This window comes from Flavobacterium soli DSM 19725, from assembly GCF_000422705.1.
Lineage (GTDB): Bacteria > Bacteroidota > Bacteroidia > Flavobacteriales > Flavobacteriaceae > Flavobacterium > Flavobacterium soli.
Genome location: NZ_AUGO01000009.1, coordinates 177,938 through 201,911, shown reverse-complemented (window position 1 = coordinate 201,911; position 23,974 = coordinate 177,938). Strand labels below are relative to the sequence as shown.

At 37.6% G+C, this 23,974-nt stretch carries 20 protein-coding genes, 1 tRNA gene and 1 other RNA gene; 12 read left to right on the top strand and 10 right to left on the bottom strand.

Annotated elements, in window-relative coordinates; genetic code table 11:
* Positions 1-253: 253 nt before the first annotated feature.
* Positions 254-559 carry a hypothetical protein gene (locus G508_RS0112920; RefSeq protein WP_157486012.1) on the top strand — a complete coding sequence of 102 codons (306 nt, stop codon included), beginning with the start codon at positions 254-256 and terminating at the stop codon, positions 557-559.
* Positions 560-744: 185 nt separating this feature from the next.
* Here G508_RS0112920 and G508_RS0112910 read toward each other — a convergent pair whose 3' ends face one another.
* The 6 genes from G508_RS0112910 to G508_RS0112885 are packed head-to-tail and all read right to left on the bottom strand — an operon-like array spanning position 745 to position 8,306.
* Positions 745-2,031: a glycoside hydrolase 5 family protein gene (locus G508_RS0112910; protein ID WP_026705721.1), complete on the bottom strand. Its 1,287-nt coding sequence runs from the start codon at positions 2,029-2,031 to the stop codon at positions 745-747.
* Between the two features lie 2 nt (positions 2,032-2,033).
* Positions 2,034-3,263 (bottom strand): glycoside hydrolase family 26 protein, encoded by a 1,230-nt coding sequence (locus G508_RS0112905; RefSeq protein WP_026705720.1) that lies wholly within the window; start codon positions 3,261-3,263, stop codon positions 2,034-2,036.
* A 42-nt stretch (positions 3,264-3,305) separates the two neighbouring features.
* Positions 3,306-4,502 carry an AGE family epimerase/isomerase gene (locus tag G508_RS0112900; RefSeq protein WP_026705719.1) on the bottom strand — a complete coding sequence of 399 codons (1,197 nt, stop codon included), beginning with the start codon at positions 4,500-4,502 and terminating at the stop codon, positions 3,306-3,308.
* Between the two features lie 12 nt (positions 4,503-4,514).
* A complete protein-coding gene (locus G508_RS0112895) occupies positions 4,515-5,705 on the bottom strand; it encodes a glycoside hydrolase family 130 protein (protein WP_084625977.1) in 1,191 nt (396 codons plus the stop codon).
* 23 nt (positions 5,706-5,728) lie between these two features.
* On the bottom strand, positions 5,729-7,120 hold the full coding sequence (locus G508_RS0112890; RefSeq protein WP_026705717.1) for an MFS transporter: 1,392 nt from the start codon (positions 7,118-7,120) through the stop codon (positions 5,729-5,731).
* Positions 7,121-7,154: 34 nt separating this feature from the next.
* Positions 7,155-8,306: a glycoside hydrolase family 26 protein gene (locus G508_RS0112885; RefSeq protein ID WP_051197613.1), complete on the bottom strand. Its 1,152-nt coding sequence runs from the start codon at positions 8,304-8,306 to the stop codon at positions 7,155-7,157.
* Between the two features lie 262 nt (positions 8,307-8,568).
* Here G508_RS0112885 and G508_RS0112880 point away from each other — a divergent pair, with 262 nt between their 5' ends.
* The 6 genes from G508_RS0112880 to G508_RS0112855 all read left to right on the top strand — a co-directional run bounded on the left by G508_RS0112880 (position 8,569) and on the right by G508_RS0112855 (position 18,069).
* Positions 8,569-9,447 carry a helix-turn-helix domain-containing protein gene (locus tag G508_RS0112880; protein ID WP_026705715.1) on the top strand — a complete coding sequence of 293 codons (879 nt, stop codon included), beginning with the start codon at positions 8,569-8,571 and terminating at the stop codon, positions 9,445-9,447.
* A 326-nt stretch (positions 9,448-9,773) separates the two neighbouring features.
* Positions 9,774-12,962: a SusC/RagA family TonB-linked outer membrane protein gene (locus G508_RS0112875; RefSeq protein ID WP_026705714.1), complete on the top strand. Its 3,189-nt coding sequence runs from the start codon at positions 9,774-9,776 to the stop codon at positions 12,960-12,962.
* 14 nt (positions 12,963-12,976) lie between these two features.
* Positions 12,977-14,554 carry a RagB/SusD family nutrient uptake outer membrane protein gene (locus G508_RS0112870; protein WP_026705713.1) on the top strand — a complete coding sequence of 526 codons (1,578 nt, stop codon included), beginning with the start codon at positions 12,977-12,979 and terminating at the stop codon, positions 14,552-14,554.
* A gap of 18 nt (positions 14,555-14,572) precedes the next feature.
* Positions 14,573-15,622: an IPT/TIG domain-containing protein gene (locus tag G508_RS18965; protein ID WP_051197611.1), complete on the top strand. Its 1,050-nt coding sequence runs from the start codon at positions 14,573-14,575 to the stop codon at positions 15,620-15,622.
* Between the two features lie 71 nt (positions 15,623-15,693).
* A complete protein-coding gene (locus G508_RS0112860; protein ID WP_026705712.1) occupies positions 15,694-16,929 on the top strand; it encodes a glycoside hydrolase family 27 protein in 1,236 nt (411 codons plus the stop codon).
* A 189-nt stretch (positions 16,930-17,118) separates the two neighbouring features.
* A complete protein-coding gene (locus G508_RS0112855) occupies positions 17,119-18,069 on the top strand; it encodes a glycoside hydrolase family 5 protein (RefSeq protein WP_026705711.1) in 951 nt (316 codons plus the stop codon).
* A 104-nt stretch (positions 18,070-18,173) separates the two neighbouring features.
* Here the strand turns inward: G508_RS0112855 and G508_RS0112850 are convergent.
* Positions 18,174-18,247 (bottom strand) — tRNA-Arg (locus G508_RS0112850).
* Positions 18,248-18,317: 70 nt separating this feature from the next.
* On the opposite strand from G508_RS0112850, the gene G508_RS0112845 reads away from it, so the two are divergent.
* Entirely contained in the window at positions 18,318-18,830 is a 513-nt protein-coding gene (locus tag G508_RS0112845; protein WP_026705710.1) for an adenine phosphoribosyltransferase, read from the top strand.
* Here the strand turns inward: G508_RS0112845 and G508_RS0112840 are convergent.
* On the bottom strand, positions 18,827-18,967 hold the full coding sequence (locus tag G508_RS0112840; RefSeq protein WP_026705709.1) for a hypothetical protein: 141 nt from the start codon (positions 18,965-18,967) through the stop codon (positions 18,827-18,829). The two genes, G508_RS0112845 and G508_RS0112840, sit on opposite strands and share 4 nt — an antisense overlap.
* Before the next feature lie 87 nt (positions 18,968-19,054).
* Positions 19,055-20,128, bottom strand: a complete 1,074-nt coding sequence (locus G508_RS0112835) for a glutaminyl-peptide cyclotransferase (RefSeq protein ID WP_026705708.1) — start codon at positions 20,126-20,128, stop codon at positions 19,055-19,057.
* Positions 20,129-20,215: 87 nt separating this feature from the next.
* On the opposite strand from G508_RS0112835, the gene ffs reads away from it, so the two are divergent.
* The 4 genes from ffs to fsa all read left to right on the top strand — a co-directional run bounded on the left by ffs (position 20,216) and on the right by fsa (position 22,446).
* An RNA gene (gene ffs, locus G508_RS19860) (signal recognition particle sRNA small type) lies at positions 20,216-20,313 on the top strand.
* 350 nt (positions 20,314-20,663) lie between these two features.
* The gene (locus G508_RS0112825; protein ID WP_026705706.1) at positions 20,664-21,467 is read left to right on the top strand and encodes an SDR family oxidoreductase; all 804 of its coding nucleotides are present in this window, start codon (positions 20,664-20,666) and stop codon (positions 21,465-21,467) included.
* On the top strand, positions 21,464-21,658 hold the full coding sequence (locus tag G508_RS0112820) for a hypothetical protein (RefSeq protein ID WP_026705705.1): 195 nt from the start codon (positions 21,464-21,466) through the stop codon (positions 21,656-21,658). Before G508_RS0112825 ends, G508_RS0112820 begins: the two co-directional genes overlap by 4 nt.
* A gap of 131 nt (positions 21,659-21,789) precedes the next feature.
* Positions 21,790-22,446, top strand: a complete 657-nt coding sequence (fsa, locus tag G508_RS0112815; RefSeq protein ID WP_026705704.1) for a fructose-6-phosphate aldolase — start codon at positions 21,790-21,792, stop codon at positions 22,444-22,446.
* A 122-nt stretch (positions 22,447-22,568) separates the two neighbouring features.
* On the opposite strand, the gene G508_RS0112810 is transcribed toward fsa, so the two are convergent.
* Complete coding sequence (locus G508_RS0112810; protein WP_026705703.1) at positions 22,569-23,972, bottom strand: TlpA family protein disulfide reductase; 1,404 nt, start codon at positions 23,970-23,972, stop codon at positions 22,569-22,571.
* Between the last annotated feature and the right edge of the window lie 2 nt (positions 23,973-23,974).

The following is a 23,974-nucleotide window of genomic DNA, read 5'->3' as shown; positions in this document are numbered from 1 at the left end:
TATATCAAAATAAATCCCTCCCCAACTAGGGGAAACCCTATTTCTTGAACACAAAGCTAAAGAAGTTGCAGGGCTAGAAAATACGGTTTTCCGTAAATCCATCAAATAATTCCAATATAGTTAGTTTGTGGCGTCAAAACAACGAGTGGGGAAAGTTTTGTTGTGGTAGAGTGTGTCTAAATATTGACAATTATTATTAGCTATGTAGTGTAGGTAGAAACAAGGTAAGCTTCCATCTTTAAAAAATTAAAACGTGTTTTGGGGTATAAGATCTAATTCCTTGTCAATTAGAGGCTGGTCAGCAATGACAAGACTCAACGAAACGGTGACACGACCCAACGAAACGATGGCAAGACTCAACGAAACGGTGACACGAGTCAACGAAAAGGTGGCAAATATCAACGAAAAGGTGGCAAGTAGTAACGAAAAGATTACACGACCCAAAGAAACGATAGCACAACCCAAAGGAAGTGTGACACGAACCAAAGGAAGCGTGGCAGGTATCAACAGGGAGGTGGAACGAACCAAAGAAGAGGAGGAACGAGGCAAATGTCATTAAATTAAGGGATTTTTGATTGAAGATGAACAATCGTTAATCAAAAATCTGCCATCAAGCTCCGCTGTGGTTTCGGGAGCTTGGCTTTTCAAAAACAGTGCTTCGAAAGAACTTCCCCTATTCAAAAAAAAAAACAGCCCCGAAATCCGAAGCTGTTCTATGAAAATCTGTTATTGGGCTGTAGCAAGTTATTTAAGCTTGCTGTTGAATTCCTTGATGAGTTTTAAAGTGCTGGTGTCTTCGGAGAAAACCGTGTTCAAGCCTTGTGGTTCCTGTGGAGGATCGGCTGTAAAGGCGTCGCCGGCATTCCATTTTCCGGTTTTGTTTACTGCTTTTCCTTCACCACCAAACCCCCAGAAGTTAACACCTGCCAAGGCTTCCTTGTTGCTATGGCTTTCTGCAAGTCGGGTAAAAAACGAGGCATAAAAAGCGTTTCGGCTTTCAACCGAAGCATCAGGAAGAAGCCCTTCGTGGGTTCTTGGCAATCCAAATTCCTCAATAACGATTGGTCGGTTCATCTTTTGTGCAAGGGCAATGTGCTCGTCCATATATTTTCGGGCATTGGTCAAGGCAACTTGCAAAGTCGCTTTTTCATCTTCGGCCTTGAACCAGCCCCAGTTTTTAGGCCAGATGTGCATCGTGAGGTAATCGATGTTTTTATTTTGATGGGTTCTTTCAAAAGTAGCCAAGTCATCGTTTGAGCCTGCTTTTCCTTCAGAACCGGTCGAGATCAAGTGGTTTTTATCCAAAGCATCAATGAGGTTTACAACCTTGTTGAGCCAATCCGTAAAGGCTTTTTCATTTTCTTTTGTAAAAACCCTTGGCTCATTGGCTACTTGCCAAGCCATAATTGCAGGGTCTTCAGTATATTTTTTCTTTGAGTAGGCATTTTTTCTCCCCAAAATAAACCTGATATGGTTTTCAAAAGCTGTCTTGCAGGGTTCACATTCGTGGAATTTTCTGGTATATTCCATGAATTGAGGCCAAGTATTTCCTTTCAAGTTCGGATTCGGAATCACACCTTTTCCGTTCCATTCCAAGTATTGCGACATACCGCCCGACCATTCCCAGTTGTTGTTGAGGTACAAAACGGCATACATGTTTCGTTTTCCCATTTCTGACATAAAGAAATCCAGTCCGTCCAACAAGGCCTCGTCATATTTTCCCTGAGCTGTTTGAAGAGCAGGAGTAACGGTGTAATCGTAGGTTCCCCCTTCGGCACCGACCAAAACTCTTAAATTGTCGATTCCGTTGGCTTTCATCAAATCGAGTTCACGAACCAGCCTTTCTCGATCGCCATATTTTTCAGAACCCAGCAAGGCGCCATACCAATAATTGGCGCCAACATAGGAATACGGTTTTCCGTCTTTGATGAATTGAGTGCCTTTTACGGTAATCAAGGATTGTTTTTGGGCACTGCATGAAATCATAGAAAAACAAGAAAGAGCTACTAATAAGGTTGAAATTTTCTTCATAATTATTGAGGTAATTGGTACATATTGGGTAAGGTGTTGAGAAGCGTTGCTTTTGGCTTGCTGGCAAAGCTAGTAAAATCGGAGGCATTGGAAGTTGATGGTGTTGGAACATAATAGCCGTCGTTATTGTTGTTCCAGAACATCACAAAGGCAACTTCTACTTCATTTGCCGTAAGGGAATGGTATAAATATGTAGAAAACCAATTTGTGATAGGCAAATTGGATGCTGTCACGCGGTATCCGGTTTCGGTCAAGGCGGCAATTTTTACTTTGGCTTTCGCCAAATCTGAAACGATTTTTAGTTTTGCATTTGCCCTGTCAGAACCTGCCTGGCCTTGATTGTCGAAATCGCCATAGTTGTCCATCCCGATCACATCTACATAGTCATCACCTGGATAACGGCTCAAGAAGTTGGTAGAAGTGGTATAGGAATTATCTGGTGCAAAAGCATATAAAATGTTGTGGATGCCTTTGGTATTCTTCAAATAATCGACTGTAAATCGGAACGCTGTTTTGTACTCGTCGGGCGAACAAAAATTAGCTCCCCACCAAAACCAGTTGCCATCAAATTCATGAAAAGGGCGAAAGATAACGGGGATAAGCTTTCCGTTGTTGTCTTTTAGATTCCCAACAACTTCTGCCACTTTATCTAATTTCAATTTGAACCACTGGTGGTTTTCTCCACCCGGCAAGATACTTTTAAAGGCCGTTGCTTTTTCATCGGCAGTCATGTCATCGGTATAAAAAGTTTCTTCGTTGTAAGGTTCTCTCAAATGCCACGAAAAAATGTTAATCATGCCTTTGCTGTAGGCTTCCTTCACATCATCGGTAATAATCACTTCTTGTTGATGAAACCAATTGCTTGCTTCGCCATTATTGTTTTTATCGGTAATGAACATAAAGTCAGACCCCAAAAGGGCAGGGTCGTGACCGGTTGTTTTTTTAATATCGGAATCGCCAGAAATATCATTATAAAAACTATTGAAGGCATCCTGTTGTCCGATTGCAAATTTGGTCTTGGACATTTTTTTTAGGTTGTAGAAAAGTGCCACCGTTTCGGCAGTTGCGTTTTCATCTACCATAAAAGTAGCTGTATTTTCTTTGGTGAGAATCTCCTCTTCGACTGGATTTGTTATGGGGCCGGTGTTGGTTTGTTTATCATCACTTGACGAACAATTTGCCATGAAGAAGGCAAGGCAAATCGAGGCTATGTTACAGGAGATCTTTTTCATAGTATTTTAAGTTGCAGTGTATTCAGAAACGAATACAAAAAATTAATCGGCTATACGTTTCATGACTTCCATGCAAGCCCTTCCGTTATGGTAAGGACATTTCCAGAAACCGGCAAAATCCTTTTCCATCTTAGAATAATCGGCATTCACACCCCAAAACCATTCGCCATTTTCGTGGTCGATAAGGTGTTTCTTAGTGAATTCCCAGTTTGCAATAGCCGTGTCGAGATAGGATTCATCTCCGGTTATCTGCCAAGCATTTACAAAGCCAATGAGCAATTCGGCTTGAGGCCACCAATGTTTTTCGGCTATCATTTGATTAGTATGAGGGTCGAATTCATACCATAGACCGCCATCCTTGTCAAGGCCTTCTCTGGTAACATCCGTCATTTGGATGGCGTGTTGCTTATACTTTTCAATCAGATTTTCATCTCCTGTGATTTCAGTACATTGCAACAGCAACCAAGCCGCTTCAATGTCATGACCGTATGAAATTACATCTGGTTTTTCGATCCAATTTTCATCGAAGAAAAGTCTCAAATGCCCAGTTTCGGTATTGATGAAATGTTGGTCAATGGTTTCCAATAGTTCCACGATGGTTTTGCGTAAAGTTTCATCTTTCCAAACCTTATACAGATTCGCATAGGCTTCAACGATATGCAGATGCGTGTTCATCGTTTTCTTTTCATTGGCATCCTTGTCGCTAAGGCGTAAATCTTCAATAGGTTGCCAATCACGTGTAAAAGCTTCGAAATAACCTTTTTTTATGGGGTCATAACTGTACTCTTCTATTTTCTTATACAGATTGATGGCAATTTCTAATGCTTTTTTATCTTTAGAAATGGCATAATATTCCGTCATTCCATAGATTACAAAAGCAATGGCGTAGATTTGATTTTTGGTTTCCTTGGGAGAACCGTCGGCATTCAAACTCCAAAAGATGCCGCCGTTTTCCGGGTCATAAAAATGTTCTGCGAGATAATCAAAAGCTCTTTTGGCAGTATTGAAAAACTCCTCGTGATCTTCTACCTGATAAGCGGCAGAAAACGTCCAAAGGATTCGTGCATTTAGCACCGAACCCTTTTCGGATTCATAGTTCTTTTGATTATTGAAATCAATCTGACCCACAAATCCGCCCTGTTTTACATCATACGAAGTATTGATCCAATAGGATAGAATATTGTGAAGCCCGATTTTGACTTCTTGCTTAAATGCAATGGCTTTGGCTGGCGTTGACATGTATTTTAGGTATTAAAGTTGCTTGTTTTTTTCAACTTGATTGATAATTGTATGGACAGATCCGGCAGAAGTAAAAGTATCTTGTGGAGTATTCATTACATAATCAATCAATTTATCTACTGAAGAAACAGCCACATGCATTCTGGTATCGGAAGAGGCATAATAGATGAAAACCGTTCCGTCTTCGTCTTCGATCCATCCGTTGGTGAACAACACATTTGATACATCGCCCACTCTTTCCTCATTTTCAGGAGCCAAAAAGTGTCCAGCTGGAACGTGAGTTACTTTTGCAATATCATGCAAATCAGTCATGAACATATAGCAGGTATAACGCAATCCAGCAGCAGTATTTCGAACCCCGTGTGCCAAATGCAACCAACCTTTTTCAGTTTTGATTGGGGCAGGACCTAGTCCGTTTTTCAATTCATAGATTGTATGATACACTTTTCCGAAGATGATTTTCTCGTCGTTCACAACAGGATTATTCATGTCGTCGATATAACCAAGGCCAATTCCGCCTCCGTTTCCTACATCGATAAATCCATCCTGAGGACGCGTGTAAAGGGCATATTTTCCGTTAACGAATTCCGGATGCAAGACTACATTTCGTTGTTGTCCTGTATTCGAAATCAAATCAGGCAATCGTTCCCAGTTGATTAAATCTTTGGTTCTCACGATTCCGGCATTGGCAATAGCCGAACTCGTATCGCCTTTTGGTGCTTTTGGATCTTTTCTTTCGGTACAGAAAATACCGTAAATCCAACCGTCTTCGTGCTGTACCAAACGCATGTCGTACACATTTGTATCAGGTTCTTCGGTTTGAGGAATCACGCAGGGTTTTTCCCAGAATTTGAAATTATCAACTCCGTTTGGACTTTCTGCAATGGCAAAAAATGATTTCCTGTCGACACCTTCCACGCGAACGGCAAGTATGTATTTTCCGTTCCATTTCATCGCTCCGGCATTGAATGCAGCATTGATACCGATGCGTTCCTGAAGAAACGGATTTGTTTTTTCATTAAAATCAAAACGCCATTCCAGCGGAGTATGAGAAGCTGTCACGACTGGATTAGTGTAACGTTCATAAATTCCATTTCCGGCTACAGGCTGAGGTTGATTTTTTTGCTCGATCAAAAGTTGATGTTCTTTCTCAAGTGCATTTTTTCTTTCTAGAAATACTGATGTCATTTGTATAGTCGTCATAAAGTGTAAGTTCTAATCGGGTATTAATTCGTTACGTTTCTTTTATTTTCAAGGTCTTGTTCGATGGTTTGCAGTTTTTCTTCGGTCAACGGATAAAAAAGGATGAATACTACCGAAACTACTGCCGCAATTGCCGGAAGTATGCTGAGCATCATGGTGATTCCGTTTTGGGTAATAGCGTTTTGTTCAACATTGGCTTGGAAACCATAATAGCCCAAAAGCCATCCCGTTGCAGCACCACCAATGGTCCATCCTAATTTTTGGGACATTGATGAAGCAGAGAATACCAATCCGGTTGCTCTTCGGCCTTGTTTCCATTCTGAATAATCGGCACTATCGGCATACATCGACCAGATGAGTGGGAAAATACATCCCGCACAAATACTGATCAATACTTGGAACAACATGATCAAAAGGACATCTTCTTTTCCGAAGAAATAAAAGATTATGCTCAAGATCGCTGCCATTGCCATTGCTCCAAAAAAGGTGTTCTTTTTTCCTATTCTGTTAGCAATTGGAGTGGCGATGATGACTCCGATGATATTGGCAGCCTGACCCAAAACCAAATAAATGGAAGTTGGCGTCATGGCAAAATTTTCTCCGAAGAGGTTGAAACTATAGTTTGCAGCACTGCTTACATAATATTTAAAATAATAAACGGCAGCACCATCACGGATTGAGTTGAAAATTAAGGCACCAACTCCGGCACCCAATAAAATCCACCACGGTTTGTTTTTCCAAAGGTCGTTCAAGTCTTCCTTCAGGTTTGATTTTTCATCCGCAATTGGTTTTACTCTTTCTTTGGTAAGCCAGAAGCAACCCCAGAAAAAAGCTGTGGTGATGATTCCGAATACGATAATAGTATAGAACCATCCTTCTTTTGAATTCAAGCTTCCGCCAAAGTATAAAACCAAAGGCTCCAACAACCACAAGGCCAACAAGCTTCCGCCAAAGGCAAAAACCATACGGTAGGAGGAAAGGGTTGTTCTTTCTTTTCGGTCGGAAGACATTACGCCAAGAAGCGAAGCATAAGGAACGTTGATCAAGGAATAGACCATCATCATCAACGAATAGGTAATATAAGCATAGATGATTTTTCCTTTTTCATCAAAATCAGGTGTATAAAAAGTGAGAACACCAATTACGGCAAAGGGTATGGCCACCCAGAACAAGTATGGTCTGAACTTTCCCCATTTGGTTCGGGTTCTGTCGGCAATAATCCCTACGATGGGGTCAAAACAGGAATCCCAAATGCGGGTTATCAGAAACATGGTTCCTACAACGGCTGGAGCCAACCCGAATACATCGGTATAGAAAAACATCAGGTACATACTGAATATTTTCCAGAACATTGAGGAGGCGGCATCTCCCAGTCCGTAGCCTGCTTTTTCTTTCCAGCTGATTTTTTCTTGCATGCGATTTTGGTTTTATGTTGGTTTTTGGGTTGGTTTATTTTTTATACGGTTTTTCCTTTGCAACGTCTTTTTCGAAAAGGATCTTATCAAGATTGTAAAAATCTACAAAATCTTTTGAGGACAGATGCCCTTGATAAGGAGCATAATAATGCATTTTTGGAGGGTTCATCCATTCGTTCCAGCCGTGATTCCGCCAAACTAATACATAGGAAATTTTATAATCTCCCATGGCTTTCATTAAGGTATCCGTCCACCATTTGGAGTAAGGGATTTGCTCGTATCCTGTTTCGGCGAAAGCCATAATCTTGTTTTGCTCTTTTGCCACTTGATCCATAATACCGAATTGTTTCTGACAATCTTCAACAAATGCATTGCTGGTTTGAGGATCGTCATATTGGTATTTGTCGAAGCTTAGTACATCGGCATAATCACTTCCTGGATAATATTCCAGAAACTCTTCCTTTGATTTAAAATCGGCAGTATTGTACACATAAATCAAGTTATGCACTCCTTTTTCTTGGAAATAATTCAAAGTAAATTTCCAAAGGGAAGTGAATTCCTCTGGCGTTCCGTTGTTCTTGCACCACCAGAACCAGTTTCCTGTAAGTTCGTGATAAGGACGGTAAAGGATTGGAATTGCCTTTCCTTTTTCATCTTTTAAAGAAAGCAAAAAAGTAACGGCTTCGTCCAGCCATAACTTGTATTTTTCATGACTCACACCTCCAGGCAAAGCCGAAGCGATTGATTTGGGAGTGGTATCCCATGAATCCTTGTCGTTCAAGGGGTTATTAATGTGCCAACTGATAGTGTTGATACCGCCACGGTTGTGGGTTTCTTTTATGAATTGACGCATCTTGTCGAAAGAAACGCCATCAATGTTTTTTGGAGATTTTTTTTCCAATCCGCCAATGTCCCAGCCATAAACTGCGGGATAATCTCCAGCAACATCTTTCACGTCGCTTCTACCTTCTTCGTATTTCCAGTTTACACCATAAGCCAAATCGTCCTGATGACCGAACATTATGCCATTGTTGGCTAATTTTATCAGGTTCTGGTAGAGGATCTTAGTTTCGGGTGTTGCATTTTTATCAGCAAGTTTCACTTCTTTTTGAGAGATTTGGGCTTTGGAAGAACACGAGATGCCAATGAAGGCATATATACAAAGGAAAAGGATGTTTTTTTGCATGAAATTATTTTGGATTTGTGAAGCTAATTTAAAACTAAAAAAGCAGTATATGAGATGATTGTGATAAAGAAAAAATGATTTTTTTGCAATTATTTTTTATCAATATTTAAATATTAGATGTTTTAAAAAAGATTAATGTTTATTCTAAATATTATTTTTGAGAATTCGATAATTCCATATTTCAAAGATAATTCGATGTCTATCTTTGAATTAATATTATTTTATCAATTATATATCATATTATTGCAACAAAAATATAGTAATGAGCAATCTTAAAAATTTTTATAGAGAAATAGCTCCGCTTTCTTCGGGAGACAGTTTTTTAGTTTTTGATAGGATCAAGGATAGTTTTGATTTTCCAGTGCATTATCATCCTGAATTTGAGATCAATTTTATCCTCAATGGAAAAGGAGTAAAAAGGGTTGTAGGCGATAATATAGAAGAGATTGATGATGTAGAGCTTGTACTTGTCGGACCTAACTTGTATCATGGATGGGAATTGAATAAATGTACAAGCAAGCAAATTCATGAGATCACAATTCAGTTTCATAATGATTTGTTTCATGATTCGCTGTTGTCAAGAAGAATCATGACACCTATAAAAGACATGTTCAATAGGTCGATACACGGTATTTTATTTTCAAAGAAAATTGCACAGGAATTGACTCCAAGACTGGTGAAGATTTCCAAACTAGACGGAATGGATTATTTCTTGGAAATTACTTCGATCTTATATGATTTGGCCAATTCCAGAAACCAAAGATTACTCTCCACTTTTACCGTAGATTACGATACTTTTGATGATTATGACAAGATGAAACTTGTTTATGAGTATGTACAGAAGAACTTTTCTGAAAAAATAACATTAGATGATGTATCGAATGTAGCAAGCATGAGTAGTATTTCCTTCAATAGATTTATCAAAAAGCGTACAGGAAAGACTTTTGTTAATTATTTGAACGATATCCGAATTGGATATGCCGCCAGATGGTTGGTAGAGAAAGATTTGAGCATTTCTGAGATCGCTTTCAAGTCAGGATTCAATAATATCGCCAATTTCAACCGCAACTTCAAGACAATCAAAAAATGTACTCCCAGCGAATATAGAGAAGATTTTTCGGGCTTGAAAAGAATCCTATAATCTTTTTTTAAAATTTTAATTTTTAGGACAATAGCTCCCGAAATCGTTATAATAACTTTGGATTTCGAAATAAATAATTTCTATTATCGCAATTATTGCCGTTATAATTTAAAGATAGTTAAATTATATAGGTGCATTATTGTATAATTCTAATACGCAATCGATATAAAGTAAAAATATTATCATTAAATGATATAATACTATTAATTTGATGTTATCGTGTGTTATAGATTTGTTAAATATAAATCATAGCTCAACTCAAACTTCAAAAACTACTGATTTGTATGTAAAAGAATTAACTAACTTTTATTTAACTAACCATTATTATGAAAAAATTATTGTTTCATGTACTTCATTGGAAAGTCGGGCAGCGTTCGGTTCCGTTGATGTTGTTTTTATTACTGTGTAGTAATATTATTTTTGCTCAAACACGGGTTGAAGGTGTTGTTTCCGATGCTAACGGATTGACGCTTCCGGGAGTTACCGTTTCGGTTGTTGGCGGACAGAATGTTGTTACTACAAATCTTGATGGAGTTTACAGCATTGACGCTCCATCAAACGGGACACTTTCTTTTAGTTTTATTGGATTTACCTCTCAAAATTTAGCAATAAATGGTAAAACAAAGCTAAATGTAGTGATGAAGGAAAATGTTGAGGATTTGAATGAGGTTGTTGTTATTGGATATGGAACTCAGAAGAAAGGTGATGTTAATGGTGCTGTTTCTTCTGTTAAGGCAAAGGACATTGAAAATTTAAAGCAGGTAAATATTGACCAAATGTTGCAAGGAAAAGCAGCAGGAGTTTCGGTAACCAATAACTCAGGACAGCCAGGGGGTGCAGCCTCTATTAGGGTTAGAGGAACTACCTCTATTTCTGGTACAAACGAGCCTCTCTATATCATTGATGGCTTGCCTATTTCTGGAGATGCGACAAGTATAGCAACCAGTGGAAGGCCAATTTCAGGCAATGATTTTTCTACAAGCGGAGGTGCTGGAAATAATGCAGTAAATCCCTTGTCGATGATTAATCCGAATGATGTTGAGTCAATCGATATATTGAAAGATGCTTCTGCGACAGCTATTTATGGATCTCGTGGAGCAAATGGTGTAATTATCATTACCACAAAATCTGGAAAAAAAGGAACAGGAAAAATAAGCTACGAAGGTTTTACATCTGTGCAATCTATTACAAACAAGTTGGATGTAATGAATTTGCAACAATATGCTCAAAATAAAAATGAATTGGCAACACTTTATGGAGCTGAGCCAAGACCTGAGTTTGCACATCCAGAACTTTTAGGTAAGGGTACAAACTGGCAGGACGAGGTTTATAGAACAGCTATTGCAAAAAGCCATCAAATATCTTTTTCGGGGGGTAAGGATGCTACGAACTATTATATATCGGGAGGATTTTTAGACCAGCAAGGAACTTTGTTAGGATCGGGTTATAAGCGATATACGATGAGGGTGAACCTTGATTCAAAAGTTAAAGATTGGTTGAAAGTAGGGACTAATATGGGAACGGGTATAACTAATGAAACACTTACAATTAACCAAAGTTTTTCGGGTTTAATCAGCAATACATTATTACAATCACCAGATATTCCTGTTAGAAATATCGACGGTTCATTTGCAGGACCAAACGACACTTCTCAAAATGTAACTTATTTTAATCCAGTTGCCGAAGCTTTATCAAAGGATAACAAGTTGGTTCGTAAAAACTTCTTCGGGAATGTTTATGCAGAAGCTACTTTATTCGATGGATTGAAGTATAGGCTGGAATTGGGAGCTAATACAGAATTTTCAGAGCACACACAATTCACACCAACCTACAAATGGGGAGTTCAAGAAAATATCATTTCACTTTTGAATGAAAGAAGACAGAATTGGTATTCTACAAACGTAAAAAACTTACTGACTTACGACAAGACTATCGGGAAACACCATTTTACTGTATTGGCAGGCCAAGAAGCGAATGACAGCCATTGGGAAGGAGTTATTGCATCGGGAAGTAATTTTCAAACCAATACTATATATGGATTGAATTTAGCGGATCCAGACAGTTATGTGGTAGATAGTTACAAAGGAAGTCAAGCACTTTTCTCTGTCTTTGGTCGTTTGATTTATGATTTTGACAATAAATATAGCATAACTGCTTCCTATCGTGGAGATCAATCTTCAAAATTTGACCAAGTAACCGATAAACAGTGGGGTTATTTTCCTTCCGCAGCAATTTCTTGGAAATTGTCTAGTGAGAGCTTCATGGAAAATACTCGTAAATACATCGATAACATTAAATTTAGAATTGGATATGGGGAAACGGGTAACCAACAAATCCCTAACAATAAATATTCAGCAATGCTAAATCAACAAAATTCAGGTTTAGGCACGGGATTTTTAGTTTCTAATATTCCAAATCCTGATTTAACTTGGGAGTCTATGCAACAAACGAATTTAGGTTTGGATTTTACAGTATTGGACTCAAGATTAGGAGCTAGTTTTGATTTTTACAATAAAACATCAAAAGATTTCTTATTCCTTGTGCCATTACCTTTATACCTAACAGGTGGAGGGTATCAATATGGAGGAATTGATGCACCTTGGTCTAATTTAGGTGAAATGGAAAACAAAGGTGTGGATGTAACATTGACCTATACCACAAAAGGAAACAGAGATTTTTCATGGAATTCAACTTTAGTTGTTTCGCATTATAAAAATAAGTTAGTATCCATTCAGGATGGTCTTCCGTTAATTCAATCTGTGAATGCGAATGGTTATCAGTCTGTTGACGTTACCAACACTTTAGTTGGAAATCCTATTGGAATGTTCTACGGATATATTACAGAAGGAATTTTTAATGATTTAGACGCCTTAAATGCAGCACCACTTCAATTCGGACAAACTGTTGGAACAGCTCCTGGTCAGACCTATCTTGGAGATGTTAGATACAAGGATGTTAATGGAGATGGAGAAGTAAACCAAGATGATAAAACATTTATTGGAAATCCTCATCCCGATTTCACTTTTGGATTTACAAATAATTTTAAATACAAAAACTTTGATTTATCAATATTTCTTCAAGGTTCTTATGGTAATGATGTAATGAATCTAACTAGAAGAAGCGGTACATCAAATGCTTCCTTGTTTCAAAATCAATTAGTTGAGGCTATGAATTATTGGACTCCTGATAATACAGATACAAATATACCAAGACCAATTGGGGCAGATAATAATACCAATTTATTGATTTCAGACCGTTATGTAGAAGATGGATCTTATTTGAGAATTCAAAACCTGACGCTAGGATACAATCTGCCGGCCGATCTAATTTCAAAAATTAAAATGTCGAGAGTAAGAGTTTATGGAAGCGTACAGAACCTGTATACATTTACTGATTATTCTGGATATGATCCTGAAATAGGTTCTTTCAATCAAAGCCCACTTTTATCAGGCATTGATAACGGAAGATATCCTTCACCAAGAACGTTTGCTTTTGGAGTTAACTTAGAATTTTAAAAAAAAAATATACAATGAAAAGATTTTCAAGCTTATATAAATTTTTGAGCATAGCAACGTTAGTTTTTGCTTTTAGCTCATGCGATGATGACTTTACAAACCGTCCTCCAGAAGATGGAGTTAGTTTAGATGCCTATTATTCCACTAACGCACAAGTTGAATCAGCAACAAATGGAATGTACAGTAGAACATGGTTTCAATTTGGGAATAAATTTTTCTGGGCTGTATCCGAAGTTGGTTCTGGAAATATGTACACAGGATCTTCAGATGTTAGTGCAATGCGAAATTTTTCCTTAAACGGAAGTGATAACGAATTAATTAATGGTTGGAGCTCACTGTGGGCTAATGTGGCACAAGCCAATGCAATCATTAATTTTCTAGAGCAAAGGGTAGGTCCTTCTGTTGATCCGGCAGTTTTAAATAATGTGATCGGAGAAGCCTATTTTATGAGAGCAACGGCCTACTTTTACCTGGTTAGACTTTGGGGACCTGTACCAATTATAGAAAATAATTTAGATCACGTAGGTAAGCCAGCTATCAATACCAATAATATTGAAGACATCTATACCTTCATAGAAATGGACTACAAGGCTGCAATGGAAAGATTAAATGCCAAAACCAGAACAGCAAACTATATGCTAAACGGGAGAGTTTCTAAAGGTTCAGCAACGGCAATGCTTGCAAAAGTATATTTGTATAAAAAGGATTATGTGAATGCTAGGTTGATGGCCGAAGAGGTAATCAATAGTGGTGAGTTCAAACTTTTAGGTGGTGCTGAATTGCCAAGTAAATCTTTTGGAGATTTATTTACCTATGCCAATAACAACAACGAGGAGTCCATATTTGCAATTCAATGGAAAGGTGATGGAAATTATGGCTCTGCAAACAATTCAAACACACAGTTTGGAATCAGTACAGCCGATGTTTCTACTTCAAATGTTACTTATGGAGGTGTTTTTGCTCCAGCCCAAGAAATTAAAACATTATATGGAACAGGGGATGTTAGAAGAAAAGAAACCATTATGTTGCCTGGGGACGAATATCCAAACGTAAAAATAAAATCAGGAGCAACATTAGTAGTTCCTTCCGAAGATCAAATTGGAGGTCAAGGTGCAGGTGCTGCAATAAAAAAATATTGTATAGGTGTAGTGAATGGTAGCACTACAGGACCTGTAGATGAATGGGGTATGATGGATAATAATACTTATATAATGCGGTATGCGGAGCTATTATTGATTCATGCAGAAGCAGTTTTAGCTGGAGGGTCAAGCACTTCAGATGCAGCAGCTTTGACATCAATCAATGCTGTCCGAAACCGAGCAGGATTAGCAAATCTAACAAGTATAACTTTTGATGATATCTTTTTAGAAAGAAGAAAAGAATTATGTTTTGAAGGCGACTTCTGGTTTGAATTAGGAAGAATGCCAAGAGCTCAAGCTATAGCAATCATGGCTGCTCAAAATAGAGGTAACAAAGATTTTGCTGAGTTTTATACTCCAGAAGAAAAAGATTTCTTTTTGCCTTATCCAGATATTGATGTTGCAAGAAATCCTCTTTTATTGCAACCTCCAGTACCTTATACTTTTGATTAATTTAAAATATTTATTAAAATGAAAAATTTAAACAGCAATTGGATTAAGAGTATATTCATACTATTAATAGCAATATTTTCACTGGCATCTTGCAGTAGTGACAATGATAGCAATTCTTCAACAGTACCAGTGATTGAGAGTGTTACAACAACAACAGATGAAGATGGTAATCCTTCAGCCTTAGAGCCTATAACGGTTGGTTATGCTGATAATATGTATATCATTAGAGGTAAGGGGCTTGCAACGGTTCAAAAAATCTACTTTAATGATTATGATACCTATTTCAACCCTGTTCTTGTTACAGATACAGAAATTTTCGTTGTAATAAACAGAAATACACCTTATGCAGATGCTTCTGATCAGTTGAAAGTTGTAACCAAAAAAGGAACTGCAATTTTCGATTTTGTTGTAGCACCTCCAGCTCCAGGAATGCATAGTTTTAATCCAATCAATGCTGCTGACGGACAAGAGATTACAATTTATGGCTCTTTCTTCTTGGATCCAATTGTTGAGGTTGGAGGAGTTGAAGCGGTTATTGTATCTAGTACGTTAACCGAAATCAAAGCAATCTTGCCAGCAGGTTCTCAGTATAAAAATGTTTCAGTAACAACAATTTCAGGAACAGTACTTTATGGAACAGCGGTTGGGACAGCAATTTTTGATGACGTTTTTTACAGTCCTTGGGGAATACCAGATTGGAACAATCACGAGTATATCACAGATGGAACCAAGTCTAACCAAGGATTAGTTTTCATCAAAAAAGCAATGGACGGATGGGGTAATATCCAAGGAGAATGGGCTTGGGATGATCAACTTTCAAGTTACACTGGAATTAAATTTGCAGTTAGATCTGATGCTCCAGGAAAATTAAAGCTTGTTTTCAATGGTGCTTGGGATGGACCAGGTGTAGATGGAAGAATTTTTGAGACTACAACAGAATGGAAAGAAATTAGCTTTACTTGGGAACAATTAGGAAACCCAGCGGCACTTCAAAATATTTCTTTTCAAGAATTTTCTGGAAATGCAAACGTTTATTATTTTGATAACATAACCTACACCGTAGATTAAACTTAGAGTTTGTTTTAGTTAGTTTAGATTCCAGAACCCTGATTTTTCAGGGTTCTTTTTATATTTAAAATATGAAAAAAAACATTTACACCCTTTTAGTCCTTGCCATTTCCTTTTTTGCAACCGCACAAGGAAATGTCTATCAGCAAGAAACAGGAAAATTCAAAGGCCTAGCCAATACGCCACCAATGGGTTGGAACAGTTGGAACACCTTTGAAACCCATATCGATGAAAAACTCGTTAAAGAAACTGCCGATATCATGGTCGCTTCCGGAATGGCAGCTGCAGGATACAACTACATCGTCTTAGACGACGGTTGGATGACACGCGAGCGTGATAAGGACGGAAACCTAGTTCCAGATCCTATAAAATTTCCAAGCGGAATGAAAGCCCTTATCGAGTATGTCCATTCAAAAGGATTAAAATTCGGATTATACAATTGTGCAGGAACCAAAACCTGTGCAGGATATCCAGGAACACGAGGCTACGAATACCAAGATGCTCGTTTTTATGCAAGCTTGAACATCGATTTCCTAAAATACGACTGGTGCAACACCCAAGGAATTACCGCCAAAGAAGCCTACACTACAATGAGCAACGCCTTGAAAACTGCAGGAAAACCAATCGTTTTCAGCCTTTGCGAATGGGGCGACAACCAGCCTTGGGAATGGGGCGAACCAATCGGAAACCTCTGGAGAGTTTCGGGCGACATCTATCCGTGTTTTGATTGTGAACACAAGCATCCCGAAAATTGGTCGTCCTGGGGCGTCATGAAAATCGTAGAAATGCGAAAAGACATCCGAAAATATTCAGGACCCGACCATTGGAACGATTTCGACATGCTAGAAGTAGGAAACGGAATGACCTTTGCCGAAGACAAGTCGCACTACACCATGTGGTCCATGCTAGCCTCGCCACTAATTGCAGGAAACGACTTCCGCAAGATGACCAAGGAAACCTTAAGTATTCTCACCAATAAAGAAATAATCGCCATCAATCAGGATAAATTAGGCATCCAAGCCTTCCGATATTCATCCGAAGACGGAATCGAAACTTGGGTAAAACCACTCTCAGATGGCAATTGGGCAATAACGTTCCTAAACAGGAGTGACGTCACCAAGAAAATCAACTTCGATTTCAAGAAACACATCATCAAGGATGCCGATTTCAACCTCGAAGCCAATTTCGAAAAGCAAACCTTTAAAATCAAAGACCTCTGGAAAAACAAGGAACTTGGCACAACAAAAAAAGCCTTCACAACAGAAATCGGTTCACACGATGTTGTGGTGCTAAAGCTTTCAAAATAATTAGAAGCGAAACGTTTGGGCATTTTGGGAATCCATATTCCTGCTGGATGCAATATCTTTTGTTCTGAACCCCAGAACAAAAGGATATTTGCAACCATCAGGGCTAGAAAGAATCTTTCAGTCCCGAAGCCTCTGGATTGGAAACCTTCCAAGCTACACGAAAACTGATGATAAACAAAGCATAAAAACATGAAAATAAAATTCACCTTACTACTGCTACTTTTTGCCTTAGCATCAAATGCACAATTCGTCGAAGAGCACGGACAATTAAAAGTTGTCGGAACACAACTGGTCGATCAAAATGGAGAAGCGATTTCCCTTCGAGGTGTCAGTTTCGGTTGGCACAATTGGTGGCCAAGATTCTACAATAAGGAAACTGTAAAATGGCTGCATAACGATTGGAATGCTAACGTTCTCAGAGCTGCAATGGGAGTTGACGCCGATGATAATTGCTATCTGAAGGATCCAAAAGATTCCAAAGCAAAACTAGAAGCTGTTGTTAATGCAGCCATAAAAGAAGATATCTATGTCATCATCGATTGGCACAGCCACAACATCCATCTGGAAGAAGCAAAAGCTTTTTTTGACGAGATATCCAAGAAATACGGGAAATATCCAAACATAATCTATGAAATCTTCAACGAACCGGAAAAGCAATCATGGGAAGAAGTAAAGGCTTATTCAGAGGAAATTATAACCATAATCCGCAAAAACGATCCTGATAATATCATCCTTGTAGGTTCTCCAAGTTGGGATCAGGATGTGCATCTGGCTGCAAAAGATCCCATAAAAGGTTATGAAAACCTAATGTACACCTTGCATTTTTATGCCGCAACCCACGAAAAATGGTTGCGTGACCGAGCCGATCAGGCCTTTGCTGACGGACTCCCGATTTTTGTTTCAGAATCAGCAGGAACAGAAGCCACAGGCGACGGCAAATTGGATTTAAAAGCCTGGCAGGAATACATCGACTGGATGGAATCCAAGAAATTGAGCTGGATTACGTGGTCAGTAGCCGACAAGGACGAATCATGCTCTTTTCTATTTCCATCAGCATCATCAAAAGGAAAATGGAAACCAGAAGACCTCAAAGAATCCGGAAAACAAACAAGAGAGCATTTAAGAAAGTGGAAGAAGTAATGAGTAAGCTAAATGAGCATTGTCTTATTTGACACAGAAAAGGCACAAAGTATAAAATAAAAATCCTTAAACTCCTGATATAAGTGTGTTTAAGGATTTTTTTGTGACCTCGACTGGATTCAAACCAGTAACCTTCTGAGCCGTAATCAGATGCGCTATTCAGTTGCGCCACGAGGCCTTTAATTCGGGTGCAAATATAAGGAAATATGCGTAACTTGCAAATCAAATCCACTATAAAAATAAAAAAAATGACATTAACCGATTACATCCGTGATATACAGGATTTTCCAAAACCAGGAATCAACTTTAAAGATATTACACCTTTGCTGAATGATCCAGAAGCACGGAAAGAATGTTTGCAACTGTTAGTGAAGAGTTTAGGCGATCAAAAGATCGATAAAGTAGTAGGAGTGGAGAGCCGTGGTTTTTTCTTTGGGATGCTTTTGGCACAAGAATTAAACGTTGGTTTTGTTCCGGTTCGAAAACCAAAAAAATTACCATTTTCAGTACTATCGGCTTCCTATGAATTAGAATATGGTTCCGATACACTAGAAATTCATACAGATGCCATCCAAAAAGGCGAAAAAATTCTCATTCATGATGATGTTCTGGCAACTGGCGGAACAGCAAAAGCGGTAGCAGAATTGGTAGAAAAACTAGGTGGCGAAATCGTGCAGTTCAATTTCCTGATGGAATTGTCCTTTCTAAAAGGAAGAAATAAAATCAGCCAATACGAAACATACTCGCCATTGGTCTATTAATTCAAAGCATTTTTGGTTACATAATATTTCCAGCCAATAATGGCCATTTGCCATTTCTTTGCCTTGGCGATATCCAATCCCTGCTTGGTAAAACTTGGAAGAAGAAGCTTGTTTAGTTTTGCTAAGATTTTAAACATAAGATTTGGTTTTTGGGTACAAACAAATATAAAAAATAATTGCAGGTCAATAGCCTGCAATTATCTTAATATTAACGTTGGTTTTTTCTATTTGATTCTAATCTCAAACATCTTATCCCAATTTTTACCAGTAACAAAAAAAGTCTTCGTTTTTGCGTTATAAGCAATTCCGTTCAAGACATCAACGTCAGGATGTTGCAGCACTTTCACTTTCAAATCTTTCAAATCCAAGATGGCTTCAACAGCTCCCGTTTTAGGATCTATAACAGCAATTGCATCTTTTAGATACACATTTCCATAGATTTTTCCGTCCACCCATTCCAGTTCATTTACATTCTTCACTTTTGCCGAACCAGTATAGATGTTGATGTTATCAACCTCCTTCAAAGTTTCAGGATCCAAAATCCAAATCTTCTCGCTTCCGTCCGATTGGTAAAGGTTTGTTCCATCATTCGTCAATCCCCAACCTTCCATCTGGCGGAAATATTTAAACGTTTTTTCCCTTTTCAAATTATCAGCATTATACACAAAACCCGTCATTTCTTTGTAGGTCAACTGATAGACTTTATTGTTTAAAACCGTAATTCCTTCCCCAAACATATTATTTTCCAAATCAACCTGCTTGTAAATCTTTCCAGTTTTGTAATCTGTTTTTCTAATACTCGAAACCCCTCTGATTCCTGTAGAATTTCCAGCACCATTTCCCGTACTTTCAAAAAGCGTATCACGGTAAAATTCCAAACCTTGGGTATAGGCTTTCATGTCGTGCGGAAAAATATTCACAATTTCATACGTCAATAATTTCGGCTGAATCCCCGAAACCAGTTCCACTCTCGTTTCAGTTTCCTGATGTTCACCCTCAAAATAAACCAAAGCCTTTAGGTTCTTGTAACCCAATTTTTCGGCCGACAAATCAAATGCAATACATTCAGCTCCTTTTTTAGAACCAATATTTTTGTTGTTTACATAATAGATAATACTGTCGATTTTTTTGTTTTCGGCATTCAAAATCCCCATATCAATCGACTCGCCTGGCTTATATTGCTCCTGAAGTTTCGCTCCATCGAAGCTAAAAAATTTTGTATCGGAATTTTTTGAACATTGACAACTGATCATCGCCGTTCCTAATAAAATGATTGAGAGTAAGTTATGACTTTTCATGATTAATTTTAAATTTTTGCACGATACAAACATAATGAATATCCGCTTTTAGGCTTGCAAAAATACAAAAAGATTGTATATTTGCACCGGCAAGTCCTACACGACCAGCTCCTGCAGACTCCCCCAGGGTGGGAACACAGCAAGGGTACGTGGTTGAGCGGTGCGATGTAGGTAGCTTGCCATTTTTTTTAATCTTCCCGATGTGGAGGATTTTTTTTTTTGGAGCAAATCGAAGGATTTTTTTTAAACCATGTTCCCGCTGGAGCCACTCGCTTTGCAACAGCTCTTACGGCAGTTGCAAGAGCTCAGACAATGGCACCATCGGGGCTATTCAGAATCAAAAGGCATTCTTTTAACTTTTGGGACCAATATTGTCTATAAAAGCTTCAAGTTCCAAAGCATCAAAGTTTCAAAGCAAAATCTTGATGGACCTTAATTTTTTAATGGTTCAAATTATTCAATAAATTTTTCAAATTAAAAAATCCAAAACACTAAATTTGGAAACAATTTCGAAATATCGAAAAACCCAAACAAAATGTCCAAAGTAATACTCATAACGGGAGGATCCTCCGGAATCGGAAAATCAATAGGCGAATTCCTGCACCACAAAGGTTTCATCGTTTATGGCACCAGCCGAAATCCCGAAAAAATAATCAATTCCGTATTTCCATTAGTAATATTAGATGTTAGAAATACAGAAAGTATTCAAACTGCAGTCGCCAAAATCATCCAAGTTTCAGGACGATTGGACGTGGTTATCAACAATGCAGGAGTAGGCATCACCGGACCTTTGGAAGAAATTCCAACCTCCGAAATCAAGAACAACTTCGAAACCAATTTCTTCGGACCAATAGAAGTGATGAAAGCAGTTTTGCCACAAATGCGTTCGCAAAAATCTGGACTGATAATTAATATTACCTCAATTGCAGGTTATATGGGTTTGCCTTATAGAAGTGTTTATTCGGCTTCAAAAGGAGCTTTAGAGCTCATAACCGAAGCTTTAAGAATGGAAGTGAAGTCTATGGGAATTCACATCACCAATGTAGCTCCGGGAGATTTTGCCACCAATATTGCTTCAGGACGTTTTCACGCACCACTGATTCCAGGTTCTGATTATGCGATTCCTTACGGAAATACCCTCAAAATGATGGATGAGCATGTAGATTCAGGAAGTAACCCAAACGAGATGGCCGAAGCGGTTTATAAGATCATCCAAAGTCCAAATCCAAAAGTACATTATAAGGTTGGCGTTTTTATGCAAAAATTCTCAATTGTATTAAAGCGAATCTTGCCTGATAAAGTGTATGAAAAAATGTTGATGAATCATTATAAGTTATGAAAGAAATAATTCAACCCATTATAGGAATTCTTGTTGTCGTTTTTGTTTGGTATGTATTCCGTTCAATAGCTAAAACTTTTAGCAAGATCAATGTAATCGAAGAAAATCAAGAAGATATTACTGATTTACTTAGAGAAATAAAAGAAGAGTTAAAAGAATTAAACAAAAACAATTCTGAAAAGAAATTATAAATTGTAATTTTGCAGCGGTTTTAAAATAGCCACAAAGACTCAAAAGCTCAAAGCTTTGAATTTTTAACTTAGCGACTTCGTGACTTTGTGGAAAGAAAAGAAAAAAGAAACACACAATTAAATCTATACATATGAAATTTTTTATTGACACAGCGAATTTAGCTCAAATTGAAGAAGCACAAGCATTAGGTGTTTTGGACGGTGTAACTACAAATCCATCCTTGATGGCAAAAGAAGGAATCACTGGAAAAAACAATATCTTGAAGCATTATGTTGACATTTGCAACCTTGTTGACGGAGATGTAAGTGCTGAAGTTAACGCTGTTGACTACGAAGGAATGATCAAGGAAGGTGAGGAATTAGCCGACTTGCACGATCAAATCGTTGTGAAATTGCCTTTGACAAAAGAGGGAATCATGGCTTGTAAATATTTTTCTGATAAAGGAATCAAGACAAACGTAACGTTGGTGTTCTCTGCAGGGCAAGCTTTATTGGCTGCAAAAGCTGGAGCTACTTATGTTTCTCCGTTTATTGGTCGTTTGGATGATGTTTCTACGGATGGTTTGGCTTTGATCGAAGATATCCGTTTGATTTTTGATAACTACGGTTATGAAACTGAAATTTTAGCAGCTTCTGTTCGTCATACGATGCACATTATCAACTGTGCAAAAATTGGTGCAGATGTTATCACAGGACCACTTTCTGCAATTGCTGGTTTGTTGAAACACCCTTTGACAGACATCGGATTGGCTCAATTTATTGCTGATTTCGAAAAAGGAAATAAGTAATCAGTTGGTCAGTGTTCAGTTTTGAATGTTGAGCATATAAAATACTTATAAAATAAAAGGCGATTTTCAATTTAGAAAATCGCCTTTTTTATATCATAATCCCGAAATTTGACCACTAACCACTACCTCAAATACTGCTCAAATTTAGAATCAAAAAGGTTCACGAAGGCATTATCAATATTTCCTTTAGCATCAAGAAGAATGGTTCTGTGGATTTTGTTTACTACCCATTTTTCTTTCAAATCCTCAAAATTTTCAGCTCTATATTCTTTGATTCCCGAGAATTTGTAGTTGCTAAGCAAGGTTTTCCACTTCTCTTGATTTTCATCTACACAAATTGCTACAAAATCATAATCAGGATATTTTTTTTGAATTTCCAAGATTCTTTTGTGGGAAGCTGTTAGATGTGACTCCAAGCTTTTTGTCCAGAAAAAAACCACTGTCTTCTTTTTAATAATTGAGTGAACCGATTGAACTTTTCCATCTAAATCAATTAAATTGGCATCTGGCAATGGATTTCCAGTTTTTAAGGATTGAATGGCGTTTCCAATTTTTACAATCTCATTGTGCTGATCTTTATCAGTAGATAAAGCGTGATATTTATCCAAGAACTTCTTGTTGTTTACAATATTTTGATCTTCCAATAAATAGGTGAAAGCAATATTATTCAGAACGATATTCTTGATTTTTTCATTTTTGAAAAGCGTATCGGCAATATTCAATTTTTTAATGTTGATTTCAAGTGCTTTATCCAACTCAGAAACTGTAGTAAACTCCTTGTCGGTAGCCACATTGTTCATCATATTGGAAAGATATCTTACGAAAGGAGAGAAATTTGTAAAATCGGCATTGTTGAAATCTACATTATTTCTAAAATCATAATATTCTTTAGGAAGTTTGTCATCAATATTTTCACCAGTTCGCATCTGATGCACAATTGGATAAATTTCTTTTTTGGAATAATGGAAAAAATCAAGTGAAGCTTTGGCATATTTATCAAAATCCTCACTCCATTTTAATTCTTCCTTTTTCTTTAGGTAAAAAGCTTCCTTGGACTGATAGGAAGAATTGATGTTTTGAGTAAATTTTTGTAAATCATAGTCAAAAACATCAAAGAGCGTGTTCTTGTCATCCTCATTTTTAAGATACAACTCCATTAAAAAATTATTCTTTTCTTCACCTCTTCCACAAAAAATAATTGATTCATCAAAATCTTGAGAATTGATACGAACCATAAGGCTATCATTCTTGTCAAAGTAAACATATTGATATTCAGGTTCATGCTTGAAGGAATATAAGCCTGGAGCCAACGAGTCGAATGTCTTGAAAAAAGTATTGTCTTCGTTTAAAGGAATGGTGTCAATTACTTCTGAATCTTTGCAAAAAAGCACATATCTATTGGTAGGATTCGAAACCTCTCCACCAAAATAAGCAGTGAAATTATCGTCCTTAAATTTTTTGTCGCATGAACAAAGAACAAAAACCAGTGAAAATGATAAAAGTAATCTAACGTTTAAGTTATGCATTG

What these genes read in the sequence shown, in the direction of transcription:
- G508_RS0112860 (WP_026705712.1), top strand. Translation starts at nt 15,694, where the DNA reads ATGAAAAAAAACATTTACACCCTTTTAGTCCTTGCCATTTCCTTTTTT.
- G508_RS0112900 (WP_026705719.1), bottom strand. Translation starts at nt 4,502, where the DNA reads ATGTCAACGCCAGCCAAAGCCATTGCATTTAAGCAAGAAGTCAAAATC.
- fsa (WP_026705704.1), top strand. Translation starts at nt 21,790, where the DNA reads ATGAAATTTTTTATTGACACAGCGAATTTAGCTCAAATTGAAGAAGCA.
- G508_RS0112890 (WP_026705717.1), bottom strand. Translation starts at nt 7,120, where the DNA reads ATGCAAGAAAAAATCAGCTGGAAAGAAAAAGCAGGCTACGGACTGGGA.
- G508_RS0112835 (WP_026705708.1), bottom strand. Translation starts at nt 20,128, where the DNA reads ATGAAAAGTCATAACTTACTCTCAATCATTTTATTAGGAACGGCGATG.
- G508_RS0112820 (WP_026705705.1), top strand. Translation starts at nt 21,464, where the DNA reads ATGAAAGAAATAATTCAACCCATTATAGGAATTCTTGTTGTCGTTTTT.
- G508_RS0112895 (WP_084625977.1), bottom strand. Translation starts at nt 5,705, where the DNA reads ATGACGACTATACAAATGACATCAGTATTTCTAGAAAGAAAAAATGCA.
- G508_RS0112885 (WP_051197613.1), bottom strand. Translation starts at nt 8,306, where the DNA reads ATGCAAAAAAACATCCTTTTCCTTTGTATATATGCCTTCATTGGCATC.
- G508_RS0112905 (WP_026705720.1), bottom strand. Translation starts at nt 3,263, where the DNA reads ATGAAAAAGATCTCCTGTAACATAGCCTCGATTTGCCTTGCCTTCTTC.
- G508_RS0112845 (WP_026705710.1), top strand. Translation starts at nt 18,318, where the DNA reads ATGACATTAACCGATTACATCCGTGATATACAGGATTTTCCAAAACCA.
- G508_RS0112810 (WP_026705703.1), bottom strand. Translation starts at nt 23,972, where the DNA reads ATGCATAACTTAAACGTTAGATTACTTTTATCATTTTCACTGGTTTTT.
- G508_RS0112880 (WP_026705715.1), top strand. Translation starts at nt 8,569, where the DNA reads ATGAGCAATCTTAAAAATTTTTATAGAGAAATAGCTCCGCTTTCTTCG.
- G508_RS0112870 (WP_026705713.1), top strand. Translation starts at nt 12,977, where the DNA reads ATGAAAAGATTTTCAAGCTTATATAAATTTTTGAGCATAGCAACGTTA.
- G508_RS18965 (WP_051197611.1), top strand. Translation starts at nt 14,573, where the DNA reads ATGAAAAATTTAAACAGCAATTGGATTAAGAGTATATTCATACTATTA.
- G508_RS0112840 (WP_026705709.1), bottom strand. Translation starts at nt 18,967, where the DNA reads ATGTTTAAAATCTTAGCAAAACTAAACAAGCTTCTTCTTCCAAGTTTT.
- G508_RS0112910 (WP_026705721.1), bottom strand. Translation starts at nt 2,031, where the DNA reads ATGAAGAAAATTTCAACCTTATTAGTAGCTCTTTCTTGTTTTTCTATG.
- G508_RS0112855 (WP_026705711.1), top strand. Translation starts at nt 17,119, where the DNA reads ATGAAAATAAAATTCACCTTACTACTGCTACTTTTTGCCTTAGCATCA.
- G508_RS0112875 (WP_026705714.1), top strand. Translation starts at nt 9,774, where the DNA reads ATGAAAAAATTATTGTTTCATGTACTTCATTGGAAAGTCGGGCAGCGT.
- G508_RS0112825 (WP_026705706.1), top strand. Translation starts at nt 20,664, where the DNA reads ATGTCCAAAGTAATACTCATAACGGGAGGATCCTCCGGAATCGGAAAA.